Raw genomic sequence first — 25143 nt, forward strand, 5'->3', positions numbered from 1 at the left:
CCCATTGTCCTGATTGGTTGTGCAGTGCAATATACCAGCCGCACCTTGCAAGTGCAGGACGTGGAACTACTCACCGATACTTAGGCAGAACGGCTTAAACCCATGCTGAATGACTTGAAGACCCTGCCGGCCACGCCGCGCATGCCGGTGCTGTTCCTGGGCCACGGCAGCCCGATGAACGCCATCGAGGACAACGCGTTCAGGCGCTCGTGGCAGGCCCTCGGCCGCGAACTGCCGACGCCGAAGCTGATCCTTTGCATCTCCGCGCATTGGCTGACGCACGGCTGGTGGCTCACGGGCATGGCGCAGCCCAAGACCATCCACGACTTCGGCGGCTTCCCGGCCGAGCTGTTCGCGCAGCAGTACCCGGCGCCGGGCGCGCCCGAAGCCGTCGCCGAAATGAGCGCGGGCTTGCGCGAGCCCGAGGTGGGCATCGACACGGGCGAGTGGGGCCTGGACCACGGCGCATGGTCGGTGCTCAAGCCGATGTTCCCCGACGCGAAGACTCCCGTGGTGCAGCTGAGCATGGACTACGGCCGCCCACCCGCCGAGCATTTCGCCCTCGGCCAGCAGCTGCGTGCCTTGCGCGAGCGCGGCGTGCTCATCGTCGGCAGCGGCAACATCGTGCACAACCTGCGTTCGATGCGTTGGGGTGCACCCGATGGACAAGCGTACGACTGGGCGGTTGAATTCGACTCGGTGACGAAAGGGAAGGTGGAGCAGGGCGACCTGCGCGGGCTCGCGGATTTCCAGCAGCTCGGGCAGGTGGCGCAGCTGGCCCACCCCACCCACGACCACTACCTGCCCCTGCTGCACGCGGCCGGGGCGGCCGAGCCGGGCGAGCCGGTGCGGTTTTTCAACGACACCTTCCAGGGCGCGTCGATCTCGATGCGCTCCATCGTTTGGGGACAGACGCAGTGATCGAAAAACACCTGGACATCAAGACCGCCGAAGGCGCGATGAACACCTTCGTGGTCCATCCGGAGGAGGGCGGCCCGCATCCCGTGGTGCTGTTCTACATGGACGCGCCCGGCAAGCGCGAGGAGCTGCACGACATGGCGCGGCGGCTCGCGTCCGTGGGCTACTACGTGGTGCTGCCCAACCTCTACTACCGCCGCAGCCGCGACTACTGGCTGAAGGAGCGCACCGAGGCCGCCATGGCGGTGATGTTCGAGCACATGAAGAGCCTGACCAACGCGATGGTGGTCGAGGACACGCGCGCGATGCTGGACTTCGTCGACGCGCAGCCCGAGGCGCGCAAGGACCGCATCGGCGCGGTCGGCTACTGCATGAGCGGCCCGTTCGTGATGGCCGTGGCCGCGCAGCTGCCCACGCGCATCCATGCCATCGCCTCGATCCATGGCGCGAACATGGTCACCGACCGGCCCGACTCGCCGCACCTGTACGCGCCGTACATCAAGTGCGAGTCGTACTTCGCCTGCGCCGAGACCGACAAGTGGGCACCGCCCGCGCACATCGCCGCGCTGGAGAAGGCGATGAAGGACGCGGGCATGAACTACCGCATCGAGTGGTACCCCGGCGCGGAGCACGGCTTCGTGTTTCCCTTGCGCGCCGGCATCTACCACCAGCCTTCGGCCGAGCGGCACTGGGAGCGGCTCTTCACGCTGTTCGACCGCAACCTCAGGGCCTAGAGCCCTAGGGCGCTAGAGCGCCGGCTCCGCTTCTTCCAGGTGCGCGCGCAGCGCACCGACCAGCTCGTCCAGCGGCCCCTGCAGCTCCTGCAGGCGGCGCTGCACCTCCGCCGGCGGCTCCATCTGCCGCAGCGCGCTCTCCACGGCGCCCGCGAGGCCCTGCACCACGGTCGCGCCGATGTTGCCCGCGACGCCGCGCATCGTGTGCGCCAGGCGCTCCGCCGTCGGCACGTCGCCGTTGGCGAGGGCTTGCTGGATGTGCGCGGGCACGTCCTTCTGGCTGTCGGCGAAGCGGCGCAGCATCGCGAGGTAGAGCGACTTGCGGCCCATCACGCGGCCGAGGCCCGCGTCGCTGTCGAGGCCCGCGATGCCGGGCACCGGTGCGTCGTCCCGCGGCGCGGCAACCGCGGGGGCGGGCGCGGCGTGCGGCACGTCGGCCCTGACGGCCCAGCGCAGCAGGGCGGTCCAGAGCGCGTCGGGCTCCACCGGCTTGATCACCACGTCGTTCATGCCGGCGTCGATGCACAGCTGGCGATCGCGCTCCATCGCGTTGGCGGTCATCGCGATGATGGGCAGCGACGCAAGCGAGGGGATGCGGCGGATCGCACGCGTGGCCTCCACGCCGTCCATGACGGGCATCTGCATGTCCATCAGGACCACGTCGTACGCGCCCTCCTGCACCTTGCGCAGCGCGATGCTGCCGTCCCCGGCCACGTCGACCGACAGGCCCGCGTCCTGCAGCAGCTCGGTGGCCACCATCTGGTTGATGTCGTTGTCCTCGACCAGCAGCACGCGCAGCCCACGCAGGCACGAGAGGTCTCTTGCCGCCGCATCCGGCTCGCCGGCGGGTGCGGCGTCCACGGTCCGCACGGAGCCGAGCAGGTGCGCAGTGGTCTCCACCAGCACCGCGGGATTCACCGGCTTGACCAGCACGCTGTCGATGCCCACGCCGGCCGCTTCGCGCAGCAGCTCGTCGCGGCCGTAAGCGGACACCATCAGCAGCGCGGGCGGCAACTCGAGGCCGAGCGCGCGGATGCGCCGCGCCGTGTCCACGCCGTTCATGCCCGGCATGCGCCAGTCGAGGTAGACCACGTCGTAGGGCCGGCCGTCGATGGCGGCCTTGCGGATTTCGTCGACGGCCGCGTAGCCCGATGCCGCCTCGCTCGTCTCGCAGCCGATCGCATGCAGCATGCCCGCGATGGCCGTGCGCGCGTCGGCGCTGTCGTCCACCACGAGCGCGCGGCGGCCCGCCAGCTGCGCGGCGGATTGCGGCGCGAGCAGCGGCTGTTCGACCACTTCCAGCGGCACGCTGAACCAGAACGTGCTGCCGGCGCCGAACACGGACTGAACGCCGATCTCGCCGCCCATCAGCTCGACGATGCGCCGGCTGATCGACAGGCCCAGGCCGGTGCCGCCGTACTTGCGGGTGGTGGAGCTGTCGGCCTGCGAGAAGCTGCGGAAGAGCTTGCCCGACTGCTCCTGCGTGAGGCCGATGCCGGTGTCCTGCACGCGCAAGACGAGGCGCGTGCGGCCTTCGCCGGTTTCGATCGCGTTCACCGCGATGACGATGCTGCCGCGCTCGGTGAACTTCACCGCATTGCCCGCGAGGTTGAGCAGCACCTGGCCCAGGCGGAACGAGTCGCCGCGCAGGCGCGCCGGCACGCCGGCGTCCAGCCGCACGACGAGCTCGAGGTTCTTGCGGTGGCACTCCGCGTTGAGCATGTTGCACGTGGTGTCCAGCAGCGACTGCACCTCGAACTCGGACTCCACCAGCTCCAGTATGCCGGCCTCGATCTTGGAGAAGTCGAGGATGTCGTTGATCACGCCCAGCAGGTGCTGGCCCGCCGCGTGCACCTTGCCGATGTAGTCGCGCTGCAGCGGCGGCAGCTCGCCCTTGAGGGCCAGGTGCGACAGGCCGATGATCGCGTTCATCGGCGTGCGGATTTCGTGGCTCATGTTGGCCAGGAAGTCGGACTTCGCCCGGCTCGCCGTCTCGGCCGCGTGGCGGGCCTGCTCCAGCTGGCCGCGGCTGTCGCGCAGCTGCGCGATCATGCGGTTGAAGGCCACCGAGAGCTCGCCGATGTCGTCCTTGCTCGCGACGTTCAGGGTGTAGCTGAAGTCGCCGGCCGCGACGGCCTGCGTGCCCGATGCGAGCGCCGAGAGGGGCCGCGTGAGGCTGCGCACCAGCCACACGATGCCCACCAGGCCGAGCAGCAGCACGAGCAGCGTGGCGGCGCCCAGCTGCCACTTGGCGGCATGCAGCACCGCCTCGCCTTCGAGCGTGGCGAGCCTGGCCTCCTCGAAATGAAGCTGGCGCAACGAGCCGACGTGTTCGTCCGACTGGGCAAACAGGTTGCGCAGGTCCACGTCGTAGATGTGCTGCACCTCGGCCATGCGGCCGGCGGCGCCGAGCGACGACGCACGGGCGACCAGCGCCTGGATTTCCGCGGCGTTGGCGGCGATGGCGTTCGCCGACGTGTGCTGCATCACGGTGAGTTCGTCCAGCTTGCCGTGGCGCTCCAGCAGCATCTTCACGCGCGGAAGCCCCGCGATGTCGCGGTGCGTCCTGTACTCGGCCGCGGCCCGGCCGATGCGGCGCGCGTATTCGGTTGCGGACGCGAACTCGCGCTCGCGCTGGGCGGGCTCCGCGGTCAGGCCCCGCAGCGCGGCCATCTTGACCTCGTGCCGCAGCGCCCGGATCTTCTGCATGTCCTGCAGCGAAGCGAGCGCGTGGGTTTGCAGCGAGTCGAACTGCGCGTCGAGGTATTCGATGTGGTACACCGCCAGCGAACTGAGCGCCGTGACGGAGAGGGCGAGCGTGGCGCCGACCACGAAAGAGATCTTGCCCGCGAGGTTGAGCTTGCCGCGCCGGTAGAGCGAGCTGAAGAGCGCCATCGTGAGCACGAGGGTGGCCAGCAGCGCGATGCCCCAGCCCAGCCAGGACTGGTCCAGGTCTTGCGGCGGCGCGGTGCAGACCGTGCCGATGTCGAACTGCGCCGCCGCCATGCCGGTGTAGTGCATGCCGACGATCGCGCATCCCATCACGACGGCGCTCACGCTGCGCAGGCCGGTGGTGCGGCGCGGCGCGGTGCCGCGCAGCTGCAGGAACAGCCAGAGCGCCGCCCACGAGGCGGCGATGGCCACGCCGACCGAGGCGGCGAACAGGCCCGGGTCGTAGCTCACGCCCGGCGCGATGGCCATGGCGCCCATGCCCACGTAGTGCATCGCGCTGATACCCACGCCCATGGCGGCGCCGCCGGCCAGGATCGTCCTGCGCCCGGGCTGCCCGGTGCTGACCACCAGCAGGGCGAAGCCGGACACCGCTACCGCGATCAGCAGCGACAGCAGGGTCAGGCCGATCTCGAAAGCGATGGGGAACGCGAGCCGGGTGGCCAGCATCCCCACGAAGTGCATCGACCAGATCCCCGCGCCCATGCACAGCCCGCCGCAGGCGACCCACACCGCCCGCGCGCCGCGCGTGGCGGCGGCGTGCACGTTCGCCACGATGTGCAGCGCCACGTACGACGCGAGGATCGCGACGGCGAGGGACGCGAGGACGAGGCGGGGATCGTAGGTCGGTGACATGGATGGACGATAGCCATGCCCCGTGCCCGGGCCGTAGGGAAGCGGTGGGCCCCCCTTACGGAAAATGCTTAAGCCGGCCGGTTCACAGCACCTTGGCGATCGACTGGCAGACGTAGTCGATGTTGCGGCTGTTGAGCGCGGCCACGCAGATGCGGCCGGAATCCACGCCGTACACGCCGAACTCGTTGCGCAGGCGGACCATCTGGTCCTTGGACATGCCCGAGTAGCTGAACATGCCGATCTGGTCCGTGATGAAGCTCATGTCCTCCTTCACGCCCGCGCCCTTGAGCTTCTCCACCAGCGCCACGCGCATCTGCTTGATGCGGGTGCGCATGTCGGCCAGCTCCTTTTCCCACAGCGCCCGCAGCTCGGGCGTGTTCAGCACCGTGGCCACCACCTGCGCGCCGTGGGTGGGCGGGTTGGAGTAGTTGGTGCGGATCGTGATCTTCAGCTGCGACAGCACGCGGTCGGCCTCTTCCTTGCTGCCGCACAGCACGGACAGGGCGCCGACGCGCTCGCCGTAGAGGCTGAAGCTCTTGGAGAAGGAGGTGGCGACGAAGAAGTCCAGGCCGGACTTGACGAACTTGCCGATGACCGCGCCGTCCTCGGCAATGCCGTGGCCGAAGCCCTGGTAGGCCATGTCGAGGAAGGGCACGAGCTTCTTCGACTTCACCGTCTCGATGACCTTGTCCCACTGCTCGGCCGTGATGTCGTAGCCCGTGGGGTTGTGGCAGCAGGCGTGCAGCACGACGATGGAGCCCTCGGCGGCCGTGGCCAGGCCGGTGAGCATGCCGTCGAAGTCGATGCCGCGCTTGGCCGAGTTGTAGTACGGATAGGTTTCAACCGTGAAGCCCGCGCGCGTGAAAAGTGCACGGTGGTTCTCCCAGCTGGGGTCGCTGATCAGCACCTTGGCGTTGGGGTTGCACTGCTTGAGGAAGTCCGCGCCGACCTTCAGGCCCCCGGTGCCGCCCAGGCCCTGTACCGTGGCCACGCGGCCGGCCTTGACCACGTCCGAATCGGCCCCAAATACGAGGGCCTTGACCGCGCTGTCATAGGCGGCGATGCCGTCGATGGGCAGGTAGCCGCGCGGCTTGGGCGCATCCATCATCTGCTTTTCGGCCTTCTGCACGCACTCCAGCAGCGGCAGCTTGCCCGCGTCGTCGTAGTACACGCCCACGCCGAGGTTGACCTTGTTGGGGTTGGTGTCGGCGTTGAACTGTTCGTTGAGGCCCAGGATCGGATCACGAGGGGCCATTTCGACGGCGGTGAACAGAGACATGGCGAGAGTCCTTTGGAAGTGTCAGTAGCAAAGCGCGCCGGTCCTGTTGTACGCTGGCCGGCTTTCCCCGCGATTTTAGTTAGTTAAGTCATCCATGCCCGAAGGAAAGTTCATCACCTACCCCGGCTCGCCGTTCGAGCTGTACCAGCCGTACCCGCCCGCGGGCGACCAGCCGCAGGCCATCGACAAGCTGGTGGAGGGCGTGCAGGACGGCGAAGTGTTCCAGACCCTGCTGGGCGTCACCGGTTCCGGCAAGACCTTCACGATGGCCAACGTGATCGCGCGGCTGGGCCGCCCCGCCATCGTGTTCGCACCCAACAAGACGCTGGCCGCGCAGCTGTACTCGGAGTTCCGGGAGTTCTTCCCGAAGAACGCCATCGAGTACTTCGTGAGCTATTACGACTACTACCAGCCCGAGGCGTACGTCCCGCAGCGCGATTTGTTCATCGAGAAGGACAGCTCGATCAACGAGCACATCGAGCAGATGCGCCTGTCGGCCACCAAGAGCGTGCTGGAGCGCCGGGACACGGTGATCGTGGCCACGGTGTCGGCCATCTACGGCATCGGCGCGCCGGAGGACTACACCCAGATGCGCTTCATCGTGCGGGTGGGCGACAAGATCGGCCAGCGCGACGTGATCGGCCAGCTCATTCGCATGCAGTACCAGCGCAACGAGCAGGATTTTTCGCGCGGCACGTTCCGCGTGCGCGGCGACACCATCGACATCTTCCCGGCCGAACACAGCGAGCTGGCGATCCGGCTGGAGCTGTTCGACGACGAGATCGAGTCGCTGCAGCTGTTCGACCCGCTCACCGGCCGCATCCGCCAGAAGGTGCCGCGCTTCACGGTCTACCCCTCCAGCCACTACGTCACGCCGCGCGAGAAGGTGCTGGGCGCCGTGGAGTCCATCAAGCTGGAGCTGGACGAGCGCCTGAAGTTCTTCGTGGGCGAGGGCAAGCTGGTGGAGGCGCAGCGGCTGGAGCAGCGCACCCGCTTCGACCTGGAAATGCTCAGCGAACTGGGCCACTGCAAGGGCATCGAGAACTACACGCGGCACCTGTCCGGCGCGCCGCCCGGGGCGCCGCCGTCCACGCTGACCGACTACCTGCCCAAGGACGCGCTGATGTTCCTGGACGAGAGCCACCAGATGATGGGGCAGCTCGCGGCCATGTACAACGGCGACAAGGCGCGCAAGACGGTGCTGGTGGAGTACGGCTTCCGCCTGCCTTCGGCGCTGGACAACCGGCCGCTGAAGTTCGAGGAGTTCGAGGCGCGCATGCGGCAGGTGATCTTCGTGTCGGCCACGCCCGCGGACTACGAGAAGACGCACGCCGGCAACGTCGTGGAGCAGCTGGTGCGCCCCACCGGCCTGATCGACCCCGAGGTGGAAGTGCGCCCCGCCACGCACCAGGTGGACGACGTGCTGCAGGAGATCCGCGACCGCGTGGAGAAGAACGAGCGCGTGCTGATCACCACGCTGACCAAGCGCATGGCGGAGCAGCTCACCGACTACCTCGCCGACAACGGCGTGAAGGTGCGCTACCTGCACTCCGACGTGGACACGGTGGAGCGGGTGGAGATCATCCGCGACCTGCGCCTGGGCCAGTTCGACGTGCTGGTGGGCATCAACCTGCTGCGCGAGGGCCTGGACATCCCCGAGGTGTCGCTGGTCGCCATCCTGGACGCCGACAAGGAAGGCTTCCTGCGCGCCGAGCGCTCGCTGATCCAGACCATCGGCCGCGCCGCGCGCAACCTCAACGGCAAGGCCATCCTCTACGCGGACGTGATGACCGAGTCGATGAAGAAGGCCATCGGCGAGACCGAGCGGCGCCGCGCCAAGCAGGTCGCGTACAACGAGGAGCACGGCATCACGCCGCGCTCCATCGTGAAGCAGGTGCGCGACATGATCGACGGCGTGTACAGCGAGAAGGCCAGCAAGGAGCAGGAGAAGCAGGAGCTGCAGCGCGCGATGGTGGAGGAGATGTCGGAGAAGGACATCGCCAAGCGCATCAAGGAGCTGGAAAAGCAGATGCTGGAGCATGCGCGCAACCTCGAGTTCGAGAAGGCGGCGCGCGTGCGCGACCAGCTGGCGTTGCTCAAGGAGCAGGCTTTCGGGGCTGTCGTGCACGACAACGTCGTTCCCATCGCGGCGGGGAAGAAATGAGCGGCAAGTACCGGGTCCTGATGGTTTGCATGGGCAACATCTGCCGCAGCCCGACGGCCGAGGGCGTGTTCCGCCACCTCGTGCGCGAAGCCGGCCTCGAGGACCGCATCGAGATCGACTCGGCCGGCACGCACGACTACCACGTCGGCATGCCGCCCGACCGCCGCAGCACGCACCACGCATCGCTGCGCGGCTACGACCTGTCGGCACTGCGCGCGCGGCAGGTCCACCGCACCGACTTCGAGAAGTTCGACCTCGTCATCGCGATGGACTGGCAGAACTTCGAGCTGCTGGACGAGCAGTGCCCGCCGGCGCTCAAGCCCAGGCTCAGGCGGCTCATGGAGTTCGCGCCCGAGCTCGGCCTCGAAGAGGTGAGCGACCCTTACTACGGCGGCAAGGACGGTTTCGAGGCCGTGCTCGACCACGTGGAGGCCGCCTGCGCAGGCCTGCTGGAACACGTCAAGACCCGAATGGGCTGAGTGCCCGAGCGACGTGAAGGGTTTTCTGGTAAACTTGACGGAATCAGTCAGGAAAGGCCAAGGGTAATCCCCTAGGCTCCTGGCTCGTCAGGCAGAAGGAGCCTCACATGCGTCTCACCACCAAAGGCCGCTTCGCGGTCACCGCCATGATCGACCTCGCGCTGAGGCAGAACAATGGCCCCGTCACGCTGGCGGCGATCAGCCAGCGCCAGCAGATCAGCCTCTCCTACCTCGAGCAGCTCTTCGGCAAACTGCGCCGCCACGAGCTGGTCGAATCCACCCGCGGCCCCGGCGGCGGCTACACGCTCGGCCGCAAGGCCGACGCCATCACCGTCGCCGACATCATCGTGTCGGTGGACGAGCCCATCGATGCCACGCAGTGCGGCGGCAAGGAAAACTGCCAGGGCGACGGCGGCCGCTGCATGACCCACGAGCTGTGGGCCCAGCTGAACCAGCGGATGGTCGAGTTCCTCGACAGCATCACGCTGCAGAAGCTGGTGGACGACCAGCTGGCCAAGGGCATCCAGATCGAGGACAAGCCGTCCCCGAAGCGGGCGATCTCCAGCCAGCCGGTGGTCAAGCCCATCCGCGTGAACGCGCCGAACTCCGTGTTCGCGCTCGGCAACTCTTTCGCCAAGAGCTAAGCAGGCAGGACAAGAACAACGATGGACATGACGCCCCACTTCCCGATCTACATGGACTACGGCGCGACGACGCCTGTGGACCCGCGCGTCGTCGACGCGATGATCCCCTGGCTGCGCGAGCACTTCGGCAACCCGGCATCGCGCAGCCATGCGTGGGGCTGGGAAGCGGAAGAAGCCGTGGAGAAAGCCCGCACGCAGGTGGCCGACCTCATCGGCGCCGACCCGCGCGAGATCGTGTGGACGTCGGGCGCGACCGAGTCGAACAACCTGGCGCTCAAGGGCGCCGCGCACTTCTACAAGAGCCGCGGCAAGCACCTGATCACGGTGAAGACCGAACACAAGGCCGTGCTCGACACCATGCGCGAGCTGGAGCGGCAGGGCTTCGAGGTGACCTACCTCGACGTCGAGGAAAACGGCCTCTTGGATCTCGACAAGTTCAAGGCCGCGCTGCGCCCCGACACCATCGTCGTGAGCGTGATGTTCGTGAACAACGAGATCGGCGTGGTGCAGGACATCCCGGCGATCGGCGCGATCTGCCGCGAGAAGGGCATCATCTTCCACGTGGACGCCGCGCAGGCGACCGGCAAGGTGGAGATCGACACCAAGGCGCTGCCGGTGGACCTGATGTCGCTGGCCTCGCACAAGACCTACGGCCCCAAGGGCATTGGCGCGCTGTACGTGCGCCGCAAGCCGCGCGTACGGCTGGAAGCGCAGATGCACGGCGGCGGCCACGAGCGCGGCATGCGCAGCGGCACGCTGCCCACGCACCAGATCGTCGGCATGGGCGAAGCCTTCCGCATCGCGAAGGAAGAGATGCAAAAGGACCTGGAACACGCCCGCAAGCTGCAGCAGAAGCTGCTCAAGGGCCTGTCGGACGTGGAGCAGGTCTTCATCAACGGCGACCTCGAGCGCCGCGTGCCGCACAACCTGAACATGAGCTTCAACTTCGTCGAAGGCGAGTCGCTGATCATGGGCATCAAGGGCCTGGCCGTGTCGTCGGGCTCGGCCTGCACGTCGGCGTCGCTGGAGCCCAGCTACGTGCTGCGGGCGCTGGGCCGCAGCGACGAACTGGCGCACAGCAGCCTGCGCATGACCATCGGCCGCTTCACGACCGAAGAAGAAATCGACTACGCGATCTCCACGATCAAGCAGAACGTGGAGAAGCTGCGCGAGCTGAGCCCGCTCTGGGAGATGTACCAGGACGGCGTCGACCTCAGCACCATCCAGTGGACCGCCCACTGAGAGAAGAGATCAGGAGTATTTGACATGGCCTATTCGCAAAAAGTCGTCGACCACTACGAGAACCCCCGCAACGTCGGCTCCTTCGACAAGGGCGACGAGTCCGTCGGCACCGGCATGGTGGGCGCGCCCGCCTGCGGCGACGTGATGAAGCTGCAGATCAAGGTGAACCCCGCTACTGGCGTCATCGAGGACGCGCGCTTCAAGACCTACGGCTGCGGCTCCGCCATCGCCTCGAGCTCGCTCGTCACCGAGTGGGTGAAGGGCAAGACGCTGGACGAGGCGGCGTCGATCAAGAACGCGCAGATCGCCGAGGAGCTGGCGCTGCCGCCGGTGAAGATCCACTGCTCGATCCTCGCGGAGGACGCCATCAAGGCGGCCGTGGACGACTACAAGAAGAAGCACAGTAACTGAAGATGGCAGTGACGCTGACCGAAGCCGCCGCGCGCCACGTGAACCGCTACCTCGCGAAGCGGGGCAAGGGCGTGGGCGTGCGGCTGGGCGTGAAGACCACCGGCTGCTCGGGGCTGGCGTACAAGCTCGAGTACGTGGATGAAGTGGCGCCCGAGGACGTGGTGTTCGAGAACCACGGCGTGAAGCTGCTCATCGACCCCAAGAGCCTGGCCTACATCGACGGCACCGAGCTCGACTTCGTGCGCGAGGGCCTCAACGAAGGCTTCAAGTTCAACAACCCGAACGAGCGCGACCGCTGCGGGTGCGGCGAGTCGTTCCGGGTGTGAACCTCCAGTCGAACGACTTCGAGCTCTTCGGCGTTCCTGAGCGTTTCGCGCAGGACCGCGGCGCCATCGACGCGCGCTGGAAGGATTTGCAGCGCGAAGCCCACCCCGACAGGTTCGCGGCGCAGGGCGCGGCCGCGCAGCGCATCGCGCTGCAGTGGTCGGTGCGCATCAACGAGGCGTACCAGCGCCTGAAGGACCCGCTCAAGCGCGCGGCCTACCTGTGCGAGCTGCGCGGTGCCAGCATCGACGCCGAGAAGAACACCGCCATGCCGGCGGCTTTCCTCATGGAGCAGATGCACTGGCGCGAGGAGCTGGAAGAGGCATCGGGCGAGGCCGACCTCGACAAGCTGAATGACGAATTGCAGGCGGCCCGCTCGGCGGCGCTGCGCGCCATCGAGCACCTGCTCGACGAGAAAAACGACGCGCACGCCGCGGCCCAGCAGGTGAGAGCCCTCATGTTCATCGAGCGCTTTGGTCACGACGTCGAAGCGCGCTACGAGCAACTGGGACAATAGGGCCGTGGCTCTTCTCCAAATTTCAGAACCCGGGCAATCCCCCGACCCGCACCAGCGGCGCATCGCGGTGGGCATCGACCTGGGCACCACCCATTCCCTCGTGGCCTCCGTTCGCAATGGCATCGCCGAATGCCTGCCGGACGGCGAAGGCCGCGTGATCCTTCCTTCCGTTGTTCGCTACCTGCCGAATGGCGGCCGCCAGATCGGCTTCGACGCGCAGGCCGCGCAGGCCGAGGATCCCGAGAACACGATCGCGTCCGTCAAGCGGTTCATGGGCCGCGGACTCAAGGACATCGCCAGCAGCGGCAAGCTGCCCTACAGCTTCATCGACAAGCCGGGCATGCTGGCGCTGCTCACGCGGGCAGGCGAGAAGTCGCCGGTCGAAGTGAGCGCGGAAATTCTCGCGACGCTGCGCTATCGCGCGGAGGACACGTTCAACGATGACCTGTATGGCGCCGTGATCACCGTCCCGGCGTATTTCGACGACGCGCAAAGGCAGGCGACCAAGGACGCCGCGCAACTGGCGGGCCTGAACGTGCTGCGCCTCATCAACGAGCCGACCGCCGCCGCCATCGCGTACGGCCTCGACAACGGCAGCGAAGGCGTCTACGCGGTGTACGACCTCGGCGGCGGTACGTTCGACATCTCGATCCTGCGTTTGTCGCGCGGTGTGTTCGAGGTCGTGTCCACCGGGGGCGATTCGGCGCTTGGCGGCGACGACTACGACCGCGCGCTGGCCGACTACGCGTTGCAGAAGGCGAACAAGGACGCCGTGAGCGCTTCCGACAAGGCGGCGATCAAGATGGCGGCGCGGCGCGCCAAGGAACAGCTTTCTTCCGACAACTCGGTCGTCCTTGAAGCGCAGCTTTCCACCGGCCCCGTGAAGGTCGAGGTCTCGCGCGCCGAGTTCGACGCCACGACGAAGGAGCTCACCGCCCGCACGCTCTCCGCCGTCCGCAAGGCGCTGCGCGACGCGAAGCTCGGCAAGGACGAAGTGCAGGGCGTGGTGCTGGTCGGCGGCTCCACGCGCATGCCGCAGGTCCGCACCGCCGTCGCCGAATTCTTCGGCCGCGAGCCCCTGACCAACCTCAACCCGGACGAAGTCGTGGCGCTGGGCGCCGCGATCCAGGCGAACCAGCTCGCCGGCAACAACCCGAACGGCGACCTGCTGCTGCTGGACGTGATCCCTCTGTCGCTCGGCATCGAGACCATGGGCGGCCTCGTCGAGCGCATCGTGCCGCGCAACGAGACCATTCCCACGGCGAAGGCGCAGGACTTCACCACCTTCAAGGACGGCCAGACCGCGATGGCGATCCACGTCGTGCAGGGCGAGCGCGACCTCGTGGCCGATTGCCGCAGCCTCGCGCGCTTCGAGCTGCGCGGCATCCCGCCGATGGCGGCGGGTGCGGCGCGCATCCGCGTCACGTTCACGATCGACGCCGACGGCCTGCTGCACGTGGGCGCGAAGGAGCAGGGCAGCGGCGTCGAAGCGAAGGTGGAGGTGAAGCCTTCCTACGGCCTGTCCGACGAGCAGATCGCGACGATGCTGCAGGAGAGCTTCAACACCGCGCAGCAGGACATCGCCGCCCGCGCGCTGGCCGAGGCGCGCGTCGAGGCCGAGCGGATGATCCTCGCGACGAACAGCGCAATTGCGGCCGACGGCCAGCTGCTGGATTCGAAGGAGCGCGCGCAGATCGATGCGCTCATCGAGAACCTGAAGGTGGTGGCCGCGGGCAACGACGCCGCCGCGATCGAAGCCGCGATCAAGTCGCTGGCGAACGGCACCGAAGCATTCGCAGCGCGCCGCATGAACGAAGGCATCCGCAAGGCTTTGGCCGGCAAGAACCTCGAATCCATCTGAACATGCCGGTCATCAAGATCCTTCCCCATCCCGAATACGCGCCCAACGGCGCCGAGATCCAGGCGCCCGCCGGCACGTCGATCTGCGAGGCCTTGCTGGACAACGACATCGCCATCGAGCATGCGTGCGACATGAGCTGCGCCTGCACCACGTGCCACGTCGTCGTGCGCGAGGGCTTCAACTCGCTCAACGAGATGGAAGAGGACGAGGAAGACCTGCTGGACCGGGCGTGGGGGCTGGAGCCCAACTCGCGTCTGTCATGCCAGGCGATCGTGGCGCAGAAGGACCTGGTGGTCGAGATCCCGAAGTACTCGATCAACCACGCGAAAGAGAAGCACTGAGGCTTACATCAGCAGGTGTTCGCCTGCGTTGTCGCCACCCAGGATCACGTAGTTAACCTTCCGCACGTCCGCCAGCTTCGTGCCGCCCGCGTAGCTGATCGAGCTCTGCAGGTCTTCCTCCATCTCGCGCAGCGTGTCCGCGAGCTTGCCCTTGACCGGCTCGAGGATGCGCTTGCCTTCCACGTGCTTGTACTGGCCCTTGTTGAAGTCGGACGCGCTGCCGTAGTACTCCTTGTACAGGCGGCCATCGACCTCCACCGTCGCGCCGGGCGACTCCTCGTGGCCGGCGAGCATCGAGCCGACCATCACCATGCTCGCGCCGAAGCGGATGCTCTTGGCGATGTCGCCGTGCTCGCGGATGCCGCCGTCGGCGATGATGGGCTTGGTGGCCACGCGCGCGCACCACTTCAGCGCCGACAGCTGCCAGCCGCCCGTGCCGAAGCCGGTCTTCATGCGCGTGATGCACACCTTGCCCGGGCCGATGCCCACCTTGGTGGCGTCCGCGCCCCAGTTCTCCAGGTCGATCACCGCTTCGGGCGTGCCCACGTTGCCGGCGATGATGAAGGCGCCGGGCAGCTTGGCCTTCAGGTGGAAGATCATTTCCTTGACCGTGTCGGCGTGGCCGTGCGCGATGTCGATGGTCACGTACTCGGGGACCAGGCCCTCCGCGGCCAGCTTGTCCACCGCCTCGTAGTCGGCCGGTTTGACGCCGACCGAGATGGACGCGTACGCGCCTGCTTCCTTCATGCGCCGGACGAACCTGACGTTGTCCAGGTCAAAGCGGTGCATGACGTAGAAGTAGCCGTTCTGCGCGAGCCAGAGGCAGATGTTTTCATCCACCACGGTTTTCATGTTGGCCGGCACCACCGGCAGGCGGAACTTGCGGCCGCCGAACTCGATGCCCGCGTCGCATTCCGAGCGGCTTTGCACGCGGCACTTGCGCGGCAAGAGCAGCACGTTGTCGTAATCGAAGATTTCCATACCAGGCTCCAGGTTCTGAGCGCTTGGATCCGGACCCGGCAAGAAAAAACCGGGTCCCAAAATGCTTGGGCCCGGTGATTGATTCTAGGCGTGCCGCGCAGGCGGCGCCATGCCCGGATCTTTATGACCTTCATGGCGCCATGTGGATTTTGTCTAAAAGTGAATTTTTGTCTAAAATGGGTCATGGAACACGTTGAAGCCTCCGAGGTGAAGCAGAACTTCGGCGCCGTGCTGGCGCGAGCGGCGCGCGGGCCGCTTGCCGTGCGCCGGCACCGCAAGGTCGTTGCCGCGCTCGTGCCACCGGACTGGCTGGAGCGTGGGGCGCAGCTCGATGAACGCCGGGCCGCGAGGCTCGCGCAGAAGCAGGTGGAGCAGGAGCGCCTCGTGCGCCACTACCAGGTGAGCGTTACGTTGCTGTCTGCCTCTGCAGCTGCGCAATCGAAGATGCTGCGGGATGCCCGGGCCGAGGTGGATCGGTGGGAAGCGCTTGCGCTCTGCAGCACGGACTACATCGAGCGCTGGCGCGAGTGGCTGGCGCTGCCGGTGAAAGCACTCGTGCAGCAGATGTGTTCGGACGCGGACGGGTGGGGGACGGCCATGCGGCAGAACTCGCCCTTCACGATGTTTGCCGCTTGAATCTCGACGCCATCTTCCACCTGCTGGCTGCCGCTCGCGACGAGTGTGGTCACGCCGACTATGTCGTCATCGGCAGCCTGTCCGTGCTGGGCATGGAGCAGGTCAGCGCAATCCCGACGGGCATGACCTTGTCGATCGACGCCGATTGCTACACGCCTGCGGACCCAGGGCGCATTTATGACCTGAAGCCCGCGCTGGGCGAGGGAAGTCCCTTTCACCGCAAGAACGGGTATTTTCTCGATCCCGTGTCGCCGAAGTTGCCGACGCTGCCGGAGGGCTGGGAGCAGCGCCTGGTGCGTGTGGAGCGCAGCGGTGTCATCGGCTGGTTTCTCGAGCCCAACGACGCGGCCATCTCCAAGTTGGCGCGTGGCGAACCGCGGGACCTGCGATGGGTTCGCGCAGGAGTCGAAGCTGGCCTTGTCTCCTTGCCCCTCGTTCGCCTGCGCGTGCGGGATACGTCCTTTCTCGACGACGACGAAAGAGACGCGACGATCCAGCGGCTCGACGCACTCGGGCCGAAGCGCCGCTCCCGCTAGCCGATTCAGGGCGCCGCCCCCACCAACACGTCGCCGACCCGCACCACCTCCCGCCCCTGCGTCACTCGCAAGGTCAGCCATTCGTCACGCGCCTGCGCCGTGCCGAAGCCGGTGGTCACGCGGACCATGATCGTGGTCCCGGCGGAGAGGAACTGCTGCGTGTGGCCGTAGAACTGGGCCTGCACGGTGTACCTGCCGGGCTTGGCGTGGCGCAGCGCGAACTCCTCGGGGCCATAGCCGCCGGTGGCGTCGGGGCTCATGGCGCCGCCCTGGTAGGTGAGTCGGCGGGCATAGCTCGCGACCTCGCCGTTGGGGTCCGTCACCCACAGGTCGATGTCGGTGTCGTCGGTGTCCCAGGCCATCACCACGCGCAGGTCGAGCGGCAGGTTGCGGCGCAGGCGGGTGTCGACTCGCGAGAGGTCCACCGGCTGCGCGGCTGCGATGGCGTTGAGTTCGGCGAGCGCGATCATGTTCACGCCGGCGAAGCGCGGCCACGGGCGGGCCACCACTTCCCAGAGGGCGTCGACGGCTTTCTGCGGGCGGCCGCTGTCGGCGAACGCGAGGCCGAGGTCGCGCCAGGACTGCGGCTCGTTGGGCGCGAGTTCGGCGACGCGCTCGAACACCGGCACGGCCAGGTCGCTGCGCTTGGCTTGCGTGAGGCGGTAGGCGTAGAGGCGCAGCAACTGGCGGTTCTCCAGGTTCATCTCGGCGAGGTTGGACAAAACGCGCAGCGCGACCGCCTCGTCGCCGCGCTGGAAGAACACGCCGGCGGCATCGATGAAGAACGCGCTGCTCGCTGCGTTCTGCGCGCGCTCGTCGAGGTAGACGCGGTAGGCGTCGGCCGCGGCGGCGGACTGCAGGCGGCGCAGGTAAGGCGCGTCCGGCGTCCAGGGTTGGAGCGCGATGCTGGACGGCGGCGGTTCGGCGGATGCATCGGGCGAGCCGCGGCGCGCGGACGATTGCGCGACCGCGTCGGCGGACTTGCCGGCAGCCTCGCGGCGCAACGCACTGGATTCGCGAGCCTGCGCGGCAGCTGTGCCGGCGTCTGCAGCCGTTGCGGGGGCGGGTCGCACCAGCGGCGCCGCGGCAGGAGCGGCCGGAGCGACGCTCGGCATCGGGATGCCAGCCTTCGCCGATCGCTGTTCGCCGAGCGCAGCCGGAGCGTTGCGGTCCTTCGCGAGTTCGTCGCGGCGCTTCGGCTCATCTTTCGGGAAGTCGCGCTCCCACCAGCGCTGGCGCGCCTCGAACTGCCGCACCATGGCCTCGATGTGCGCCGCGCGCTGCTGCGTGGCCTGCGCGAACTGCACGCCGCGCAAGCGCGCCACCTCATCCGCGAGGTCCGGCGGCGCGGGCAGTTCGTAGCGCGCGTAGTCCGTGGCGAGCTCCAGCACGATCAAGGAGCTGTTGGGCCCCACCACACCATGCTGCGCAGCGATCTCGCGCAGCTGCGCCTGGTGCAGCGTCGCATTCTCGGCGAGCTCGGCGCTGCGCCACTGCGCCCACTGCTGCGCGGGCCAGCGGCCGGCGAGCGCGGGCGCGGCAACTTCGAGCGGCACCACGCGGCGGCGGCCGTCGGCGTGGCGCAGCTGGATCTCGATGCGAGCGGAAGCGTCGCGCAACTCGCCGGCGACGGCGACCAACCCATCGCGGATGTGCAGCCGCGGCGCGACGAGTTGCTCGGCCGAGAAGCTGGCCAGCCGCTCGATGCGCCAGCCTGCGTACTGCATCGCCCGCACCGCATCGCCGGGCGAGAGCTGCGTTGCATCGACAAAGGCGCCACCGGTCCTCTCAGCCAGCCGCGTGAGGCGCGGCACGTCCGCCTGCGCGCTGCCACTGATCGCGAACACGGGCGCGGCGTGGCGGTAGCCGATCAGGCGCTTGCCGTCGGTGGCGAGGCCATCGCTCACGAACAGCGTCGCTTGCGTGCCTTCGGGGATCGGCAGCTCGTCGAAATTGCTGGAGCCGTCGAAGGGCTCGGCACGCAAGGCCGCGTGCAGCTCGTCCCAGTTGCCGTTGGCGACGGTGAACTGGCGCGGCGCTTCGACACGGTTGCGCACGACCAGCAGCGTGACCTGCGCGCTCGAACGAAGGCTGCGGAAGTAGGCGTCCAGCACCGGCAGCACGCGGGCCTGTCCCGCGCCGGAACCGGAGGCGTCCCACACGAGCGCGATGCGCGTGGGGTCCGGTCGGCGCACGAGCTCGTCACGCACCGGCACCTGCGCGCTGAAGTAGCGCTTGCCGGCCGATTCGCCGACGAGCACTTGCGCGCCCTGCGCACCGGCCATCGAGAGATGCAGCCAGCCCGCGGGGCCTTGCGGTGCGGTCCAGCCCTCTCGCTGGAAAGCGATGCTGGTGCCCGGCCCGACGCCGACGAGCGTCGCACCCGGTGGCAATGACAGGGGTTCCACGTCCTTCCGCGCGATGCCATTGAGCCGCACGCGCAACTGCAATTGCCCCACGGAAGACGCGAACACCAGCGGCATGCGCAGGTGAGAGCGCCCGTGCAGCCTTGGCAAGGTCTCCGTCACGGTGAGCTGCACCCGCCGCTCGCCCTGCGGCGGCAATGGAAAGACGCGCAGCTTGTACTGGTTGCCCGCGGTCGCTTCCAGCAGCCCGGGGTCCACGCGCCGGCGGCGGATGTCCTCGAAGATCTCCTGCCCCTTCGCCTTCGGCACCGGCACGGCGTCGCGCAGGCGGCCGTTCACGTCCAGGGCGAAGCCCGTCACCACCTGGCCTTCTAGCAGCGGGAACTGCAGCTCGCCTTCCAGGACGCGCGGGTTGGGGTTGAAAAGCCGCAGCTCGATGCGCGACTGCGCCTGGTTGCCGAGCACGTCGGTGTCGATGGTGACGGCGCGCAGCTGGACCGGCTGCGCGGCCTGCGGGACGACGATCACCGGCGGCCGCCATTGGGGGCGTGGCAGCGGTGGCGGGCTCAGGGCCCAGAGCGAAGTCGTCGCGGCGGCCGCGAGCAGCCCGAAAGTGCGGCGCGAAAGCGCCCCGATGCCGGCCATGAAGCTCTCCTTGTCGTGGTGGTGAGGCTTCTACGGCCGGGGGCGCGAAACGGGGTTAACGGGCTGGCATTGCGGGTGACGGTCAGGGGCAGGCCGATACAGCGGTGGCCGACAGCCGGCCACGCTCATCGAAGAGAAGGCCGACGACGCGCAGCCGCTCGGCCTTCGCGCCTTCCGGGATCTGCATGGACCGAGTCTCCGAAATCGCACCGCGCCTGCGCTCGACGTGCAGGACATTGCGCACCAGGTTGCGCGCGACGGCGCTGCCTTCCGTCCCCGCGGGCAGTTCCTCGACGAGAACCAGCCACGCGCTGCCGGGCTGCTTCGCATCCAGCGACGCGCCGACGTAGTCATTGAAAGCCAGCCCTTGGGCGACGCGCAGGCTTGCGCGCCCGGTGCGCACCGTGCGGACAGAGTCGGCCCTGGCAGGTGCCCCGCGCCGCAAGGCCTCCAGCCGCGCCAGCGCATCGCGCGTGGCCACGGCCGCCAGGGGCGCATCGTCGCCTTTGGCGCCGGGCACGACCCAATCGAGCGCGACCTCGTGATGTCCCGCATGGGGGGCTTTGGGGTCCTGCCAGCAAGACTCGCAATCCGCGCTGATGAACCGCTCCAGCACGGCCACCGGCGCGGGCACGCCGTCGCTGGAACACGAAGATTGCGCGTGGACAGCCGTGGCGGCAAAAAAGGTCAGCAGCGAGAGGGCAAGACGGGCCATTAGAGGGAGCGTGCTTTCTACAATGCCTGTATGTTCCCAGAAGTCGCGGCCGAGTCCCCGCTCTTACAACACCTCAACCCTGAGCAGCGCGCGGCCGTCACGCTGCCCGACGAGCACGCGCTCATCCTGGCCGGCGCCGGCTCGGGCAAGACGCGCGTGCTCACCACGCGCATCGCCTGGCTGCTGTCGCAGGGCCGCATCGGGCCCGGCAACGTCCTCGCGGTCACCTTCACCAACAAGGCCGCCAAGGAAATGATGACGCGCCTGGGGGCGATGCTGCCCGTCAACGTGCGCGGCATGTGGATCGGCACCTTCCACGGCCTGTGCAACCGGTTCCTCCGCGCGCACTGGAAACTCGCCAACCTGCCGTCCACCTTCCAGATCCTCGACACGCAGGACCAGCTGTCCGCCATCAAGCGCGTGATGAAGGCCAACAACGTCGACGACGAGCGCTTCCCCGCCAAGGAACTGCAGTGGTTCATCTCCGGCTGCAAGGAGGACGGCCTGCGCCCCAACATGGTGGAAGTGCGCGGCGAGGAGGACCGCCGCAAGGTCGAGATCTACCAGCTCTACGAGGACCAGTGCCAGCGCGAAGGCGTGGTGGACTTCGGCGAGCTGATGCTGCGCAGCTACGAACTCCTGCGCGACAACGACCCGATCCGCGAGCACTACCGCCGGCGCTTCCGCCACATCCTGATCGACGAGTTCCAGGACACCAACAAGCTGCAGTACGCGTGGATCAAGGTCCTCGCGGGCGAGGGCAACAGCGTCTTCGCGGTGGGCGACGACGACCAGAGCATCTACGCCTTCCGCGGCGCGCGCGTGGGCAACATGGCGGACTTCGTGCGCGAGTTCAACGTTCAGCACCAGATCAAGCTGGAGCAGAACTACCGCAGCTACAGCAACATCCTCGACTCGGCCAACGAGCTCATCAGCCACAACCGCAATCGCCTCGGCAAGAACCTGCGCACGGACCAGGGCGCGGGCGAGCCGGTGCGGGTGTACGAAGCGCCCACCGACATGGCGGAGGCGCAGTGGATGGTGGAAGAAGTGCGCCACCTTGTCCGCGATGACGTGCCCAAGAGCGAGATCGCGGTGCTCTACCGCAGCAACGCGCAAAGCCGCGTGATCGAGACGGGCCTCTTCAACGCCGGTGTGCCGTACCGCGTCTATGGCGGACTGCGCTTCTTCGAGCGGGCCGAGATCAAGCACGCGCTGGCCTACCTGCGCCTGCTGGAGAACCCCAACGACGACACCAGCTTCCTGCGCGTGGTGAACTTCCCGCCGCGTGGCATCGGCGCGCGCAGCGTCGAACAGCTGCAGGACGCCGCGAAGGCCACCGGCTCGTCGCTGCACGACGCCGTGCACAAGACCACCGGCAAGGCGGGCACCAACCTCGCGGCCTTCGTCGCGAAGATCGACCGGATGCGCGAAGAGACGCAGGGCCTCACGCTGCGCGAGATCATCGACGTGATGCTGCAGCAAAGCGGCCTCATCGACCACTACAAGGCCGAGCGCGAGGGCGCGGAGCGGATCGAGAACCTGGAGGAACTGGTCAACGCGGCCGAGAGCTTCGTCACGCAGGAGGGCTTCGGGCGCGACGCAGTGGCGCTGCCCATCGACGAGCATGGTTCGACGATGCTGCGGCAATCGCCCTCGAGCCAGGGCCTCGATCCTTCGCTGCCGGAGATCAACGAGCCCGCGCCCGACTATGTGCCGCCGGACGCCGATACGGGGGAGACCCTGTCGCCGCTGGCCGCCTTCCTCACGCACGCCGCGCTCGAGTCCGGCGACAACCAGGCGCAGGCCGGACAGGAGGCCGTGCAGCTGATGACGGTCCACTCGGCCAAGGGGCTGGAGTTCGACGTGGTGTTCGTCACCGGCCTCGAAGAGGGCCTGTTCCCCAGCGAACGTTCGCTCGCCGACTACGAGGGCCTCGAGGAAGAGCGGCGCCTCATGTACGTGGCGATCACACGCGCGCGCAAGCGCCTGTACCTGTCGCACTCGCAGACGCGCTTGCTGCACGGGCAGACGCGCTACAACGTCAAGAGCCGCTTCTTCGACGAGCTGCCGGAGCACGCGCTCAAGTGGCTCACGCCGAAGAACCAGAGCTTCGGCGGCTCGGCTTTCGGCTTCGGCATGGGCTACCCGACGACGCGCAGCACCAGCTACAAGTCGTCGGAGACCTTCGCGTCACCCGAGGTGCCGCCGCAGAAGGCCGCGCCCGCGCACGGCCTGAAGCCCGGCATGAAGGTGTTCCACACGAAATTCGGCGAGGGTAAGGTGCAGCTGCTCGAAGGCAGCGGCGACGACGCGCGCGCGAAGATCGCGTTCCCGCGCCATGGCGAGAAGTGGCTGGCGCTGTCGGTCGCGAAATTGACGCCGGTCGATTAACCGCGGAACCACGCCTCGCTGGGCATTTCCTTGAGGAATGCGTAGATGTCCGGCAGGCAACCGTGCATCGACGCCCACTCCAGGTGGGCATGGAAGCTCATGCGCTTGGCCGTGACGGGCGTTGCGTCCCACACCTTGCCGGTCAGCGGCGGCGGCGGCAGGCGCGCGCTGCCCTTGCGGTGCTGCGCGAGCAGCACGTACATCTTGGTCCAGTAGCTCTGGTGCAGGCAGACGATGTTCTCGCGGCGGAAGCTCTGGATCATCTCGTCGAGCGAGAGGCCGCTCGCCTTGGCCGGCGCGGGTGCCACGGCGGCCGCTGCGGCCGCCTTGCGCGCTTCCAGCGCGTCGAGCTCCTCGAGCGTCGCCGGCGCCGTCTGTTCGTAGCGCGTATCGCGCCCCAGCTTCATCGGCAACGACTGCGGCGCCGTCGGCGCGTACTTGTGCTCCTGGTCCTCGACGGCCTTGGACCACTCGTCCCACGCAGCGTCCTGCGGCAGCTCCTCGACGAGCGGCTGGGGAATGGTTGCCCCTGCGAACACGTTGACCTTGCGGCTCATCACCTCGCTCCTACTGCTTCGCCACAATTCTCACATCTCTTTACATCCGCGCAAGTCCTTCGGTCCTGTGAACTAGTGCCGCATCCGGCGTGCGGCGCGCCGCGTTTGTGCCTGCGTGTCGGGCGTTGACGGGCCGCGGGCCCGCTCCCACACTCCCATGCGAGGAGAACCCCATGAAACGAATCCTTTTGACTGCGGCTGTCGCGAGCGCGATCCTTTCCACGGGCCTGTCGCGCGCAGCCGACACGCCGGGCAGCAACCCGAGCGTCCGCTCCCCCAGCGTCGCCGAGCGCATCGCCGCCGCCCGCAAGGCGCTGGACGCCAAGGAGCATTCGCGCGCCATGCGCGAGCTGCAGGTTGCCGTGCGCGAGGACCCGCGCAACGCCGACATCCACAACCTGCTCGGCTACACCTACCGCACGCAGCCGCAGCCCAACCTGGTGAAGTCGATCGAGCATTACCAGACCGGCCTGAAGATCGACCCGAAGCACCGCGGCCTGCACGAGTACATCGGCCAGGCGTACCTGATGGACAAGAAGCCCGCCGAAGCCGAGAAACACCTCGTCGAGCTCGAGGCGCTGTGCGGCAACAAGACATGCGAGGAGTACCAGGAGCTGTCGAAGGCGCTGGTCGCCTACCGCGCGAAGAACGGCGGCTGAGCGCGCGTCCTCAGTCGATCGTCTGCCGGTAGCGCATGAGCGCTACCGCGCCGGCCACGCCCATGAACGCCAGCATGGGCCACACGTCGCCCCACAGGTCCGCCGCCTGCGCGCCCTTGAGCATGATGCCGCGCACGATGCGCAGGAAGTGCGTGAGGGGCAGCACCTCGCCCAGCCACTGCGCCCACTGCGGCATGCCGCGGAAGGGGAACATGAAGCCCGAGAGCAGCATGCTGGGCAAAAAGAAGAAGAACGTCATCTGCACCGCCTGCAGCTGGTTGCGCGCGATGGTGGAGAAGGTGAAGCCCACGCCGAGGTTCGCCACGATGAAGATGCCGATCATCCCGAGCAGCAGCAGCACGCTGCCCGTCATCGGCACGTCGAACAGCAGCCACGCGGCGCCGAGGATCACGCCGAGCTGGATGTAGCCGATCACCACGTAGGGCAGGATCTTGCCGGCCATCACTTCGGCCGGCAGCACGGGCGTGGCGAGCAGGTTCTCCATCGTGCCGCGCTCGCGCTCGCGGGTCATGCCCAGGCCGGTGAGCATCACCATCGTCATCGTGAGGATGGTGCCGACGAGGCCGGGGACGATGTTGTAGCGTGAGAGCCCCTCAGGGTTGTAGCGGCGGTGCACGACGACGTCGTATGCGGGCGCTTCGGCGCGCAGCGGTTGCAAGGGGCCATGCAGGTCCGGCTGCAGCGCGCGGGATGCGACGCCCGAGAGCGCGGCGAGTGCGTTGCCCGCAGCCGAAGGGTCCGTCGCATCCACGGCCACCAGCAACTGCGGCTTCTCGCCGCGCACGAGCCGGCGGCCGAACTGCGGCGGGATCACGACGACGAACTGCGCGTCGCCGGTTTCCAGCAGGTGCTCGGCCTCGCGCTCGCTCGTGCCCTGGTGCACGATGCGGAAGTAGCCGGTGTTCTGCAGGCTGGCCGAAATGCTGCGCGCCATCGGGCTGTCGTCGGCGGCGACGAGCGCGGTGGGCAGGCCCTTGGGGTCGGTGTTGATCGCGTAGCCGAAGAGGATCAGCTGCAGCACCGGGATGCCCACCGCCATGGCGAAGGTCAGGCGGTCGCGCAGCATCTGCTGGAACTCCTTGATGAAGACCGCGAGCATGCGGCCGACGGACAGCTTCAGGATCATGGCGTGGC

The 25143-nt window shown here is 67.8% G+C and carries 22 protein-coding genes; 15 read left to right on the forward strand and 7 right to left on the reverse strand.

What is annotated here, in order from left to right:
- The first annotated feature begins 102 nt into the window (after window positions 1–102).
- Together ygiD and H8R02_RS20175 are read left to right on the forward strand one after the other, a co-directional pair.
- Window positions 103–921, forward strand: coding sequence for a 4,5-DOPA-extradiol-dioxygenase (gene ygiD / locus H8R02_RS20170; RefSeq protein WP_187083289.1), 819 nt, complete (start codon window positions 103–105; stop codon window positions 919–921).
- The gene (locus H8R02_RS20175; protein ID WP_187083290.1) at window positions 918–1652 is read left to right on the forward strand and encodes a dienelactone hydrolase family protein; all 735 of its coding nucleotides are present in this window, start codon (window positions 918–920) and stop codon (window positions 1650–1652) included. The genes ygiD and H8R02_RS20175 overlap by 4 nt, the downstream gene beginning before the upstream one ends.
- Window positions 1653–1664: 12 nt before the next feature.
- On the opposite strand, the gene H8R02_RS20180 is transcribed toward H8R02_RS20175, so the two are convergent.
- Window positions 1665–5399 (reverse strand): response regulator, encoded by a 3735-nt coding sequence (locus H8R02_RS20180; RefSeq protein ID WP_354004958.1) that lies wholly within the window; start codon window positions 5397–5399, stop codon window positions 1665–1667.
- A complete protein-coding gene (locus H8R02_RS20185) occupies window positions 5320–6516 on the reverse strand; it encodes an amino acid aminotransferase (protein WP_187083292.1) in 1197 nt (398 codons plus the stop codon). The genes H8R02_RS20180 and H8R02_RS20185 overlap by 80 nt, the downstream gene beginning before the upstream one ends.
- 94 nt (window positions 6517–6610) lie before the next feature.
- Between H8R02_RS20185 and uvrB the strand changes: the two genes are divergently transcribed.
- The 9 genes from uvrB to fdx all read left to right on the forward strand — a co-directional run bounded on the left by uvrB (window position 6611) and on the right by fdx (window position 14499).
- Window positions 6611–8680: an excinuclease ABC subunit UvrB gene (gene uvrB / locus H8R02_RS20190; protein ID WP_187083293.1), complete on the forward strand. Its 2070-nt coding sequence runs from the start codon at window positions 6611–6613 to the stop codon at window positions 8678–8680.
- Window positions 8677–9159 carry a low molecular weight protein-tyrosine-phosphatase gene (locus H8R02_RS20195; RefSeq protein WP_187083294.1) on the forward strand — a complete coding sequence of 161 codons (483 nt, stop codon included), beginning with the start codon at window positions 8677–8679 and terminating at the stop codon, window positions 9157–9159. The genes uvrB and H8R02_RS20195 overlap by 4 nt, the downstream gene beginning before the upstream one ends.
- Before the next feature lie 107 nt (window positions 9160–9266).
- The gene (iscR, locus tag H8R02_RS20200; protein WP_187083295.1) at window positions 9267–9803 is read left to right on the forward strand and encodes a Fe-S cluster assembly transcriptional regulator IscR; all 537 of its coding nucleotides are present in this window, start codon (window positions 9267–9269) and stop codon (window positions 9801–9803) included.
- A gap of 21 nt (window positions 9804–9824) precedes the next feature.
- Entirely contained in the window at window positions 9825–11045 is a 1221-nt protein-coding gene (locus H8R02_RS20205; RefSeq protein WP_187083296.1) for an IscS subfamily cysteine desulfurase, read from the forward strand.
- A 24-nt stretch (window positions 11046–11069) separates the two neighbouring features.
- On the forward strand, window positions 11070–11456 hold the full coding sequence (iscU, locus tag H8R02_RS20210) for a Fe-S cluster assembly scaffold IscU (protein ID WP_187083297.1): 387 nt from the start codon (window positions 11070–11072) through the stop codon (window positions 11454–11456).
- Between the two features lie 2 nt (window positions 11457–11458).
- A complete protein-coding gene (gene iscA / locus H8R02_RS20215; RefSeq protein WP_187083298.1) occupies window positions 11459–11782 on the forward strand; it encodes an iron-sulfur cluster assembly protein IscA in 324 nt (107 codons plus the stop codon).
- The gene (gene hscB, locus H8R02_RS20220; RefSeq protein ID WP_187083299.1) at window positions 11779–12297 is read left to right on the forward strand and encodes a Fe-S protein assembly co-chaperone HscB; all 519 of its coding nucleotides are present in this window, start codon (window positions 11779–11781) and stop codon (window positions 12295–12297) included. Before iscA ends, hscB begins: the two co-directional genes overlap by 4 nt.
- Before the next feature lie 4 nt (window positions 12298–12301).
- Window positions 12302–14158 carry a Fe-S protein assembly chaperone HscA gene (gene hscA, locus H8R02_RS20225; RefSeq protein WP_187083300.1) on the forward strand — a complete coding sequence of 619 codons (1857 nt, stop codon included), beginning with the start codon at window positions 12302–12304 and terminating at the stop codon, window positions 14156–14158.
- Between the two features lie 2 nt (window positions 14159–14160).
- Window positions 14161–14499 carry an ISC system 2Fe-2S type ferredoxin gene (gene fdx, locus H8R02_RS20230; protein ID WP_187083301.1) on the forward strand — a complete coding sequence of 113 codons (339 nt, stop codon included), beginning with the start codon at window positions 14161–14163 and terminating at the stop codon, window positions 14497–14499.
- Between the two features lie 3 nt (window positions 14500–14502).
- On the opposite strand, the gene H8R02_RS20235 is transcribed toward fdx, so the two are convergent.
- Entirely contained in the window at window positions 14503–15480 is a 978-nt protein-coding gene (locus H8R02_RS20235; RefSeq protein ID WP_187083302.1) for a GMP reductase, read from the reverse strand.
- A gap of 183 nt (window positions 15481–15663) precedes the next feature.
- Here H8R02_RS20235 and H8R02_RS20240 point away from each other — a divergent pair, with 183 nt between their 5' ends.
- Entirely contained in the window at window positions 15664–16116 is a 453-nt protein-coding gene (locus H8R02_RS20240) for a type II toxin-antitoxin system Phd/YefM family antitoxin (protein WP_187083303.1), read from the forward strand.
- A complete protein-coding gene (locus H8R02_RS20245) occupies window positions 16113–16652 on the forward strand; it encodes a DUF6036 family nucleotidyltransferase (protein WP_187083304.1) in 540 nt (179 codons plus the stop codon). The genes H8R02_RS20240 and H8R02_RS20245 overlap by 4 nt, the downstream gene beginning before the upstream one ends.
- A gap of 5 nt (window positions 16653–16657) precedes the next feature.
- On the opposite strand, the gene H8R02_RS20250 is transcribed toward H8R02_RS20245, so the two are convergent.
- Together H8R02_RS20250 and H8R02_RS20255 are read right to left on the reverse strand one after the other, a co-directional pair.
- Window positions 16658–19663 carry a DUF2135 domain-containing protein gene (locus H8R02_RS20250; RefSeq protein WP_187083305.1) on the reverse strand — a complete coding sequence of 1002 codons (3006 nt, stop codon included), beginning with the start codon at window positions 19661–19663 and terminating at the stop codon, window positions 16658–16660.
- Window positions 19664–19745: 82 nt separating this feature from the next.
- Complete coding sequence (locus H8R02_RS20255; protein ID WP_187083306.1) at window positions 19746–20378, reverse strand: hypothetical protein; 633 nt, start codon at window positions 20376–20378, stop codon at window positions 19746–19748.
- A gap of 30 nt (window positions 20379–20408) precedes the next feature.
- Here H8R02_RS20255 and H8R02_RS20260 point away from each other — a divergent pair, with 30 nt between their 5' ends.
- Window positions 20409–22772, forward strand: a complete 2364-nt coding sequence (locus H8R02_RS20260; protein ID WP_187083307.1) for a UvrD-helicase domain-containing protein — start codon at window positions 20409–20411, stop codon at window positions 22770–22772.
- Here H8R02_RS20260 and H8R02_RS20265 read toward each other — a convergent pair.
- Window positions 22769–23329, reverse strand: a complete 561-nt coding sequence (locus H8R02_RS20265) for a hypothetical protein (protein WP_187083308.1) — start codon at window positions 23327–23329, stop codon at window positions 22769–22771. The two genes, H8R02_RS20260 and H8R02_RS20265, sit on opposite strands and share 4 nt — an antisense overlap.
- Before the next feature lie 173 nt (window positions 23330–23502).
- Between H8R02_RS20265 and H8R02_RS20270 the strand changes: the two genes are divergently transcribed.
- Window positions 23503–23988 carry a tetratricopeptide repeat protein gene (locus tag H8R02_RS20270; protein ID WP_187083309.1) on the forward strand — a complete coding sequence of 162 codons (486 nt, stop codon included), beginning with the start codon at window positions 23503–23505 and terminating at the stop codon, window positions 23986–23988.
- A gap of 10 nt (window positions 23989–23998) precedes the next feature.
- Here the strand turns inward: H8R02_RS20270 and H8R02_RS20275 are convergent, their stop codons facing one another.
- Window positions 23999–25135, reverse strand: coding sequence for an ABC transporter permease (locus tag H8R02_RS20275; protein WP_187083310.1), 1137 nt, complete (start codon window positions 25133–25135; stop codon window positions 23999–24001).
- Window positions 25136–25143 lie beyond the last annotated feature (8 nt).

The sequence above is a fragment of the Ramlibacter albus genome (genome assembly GCF_014297445.1).
GTDB classification, from domain to species: Bacteria; Pseudomonadota; Gammaproteobacteria; order Burkholderiales; family Burkholderiaceae_C; genus Ramlibacter; species Ramlibacter albus.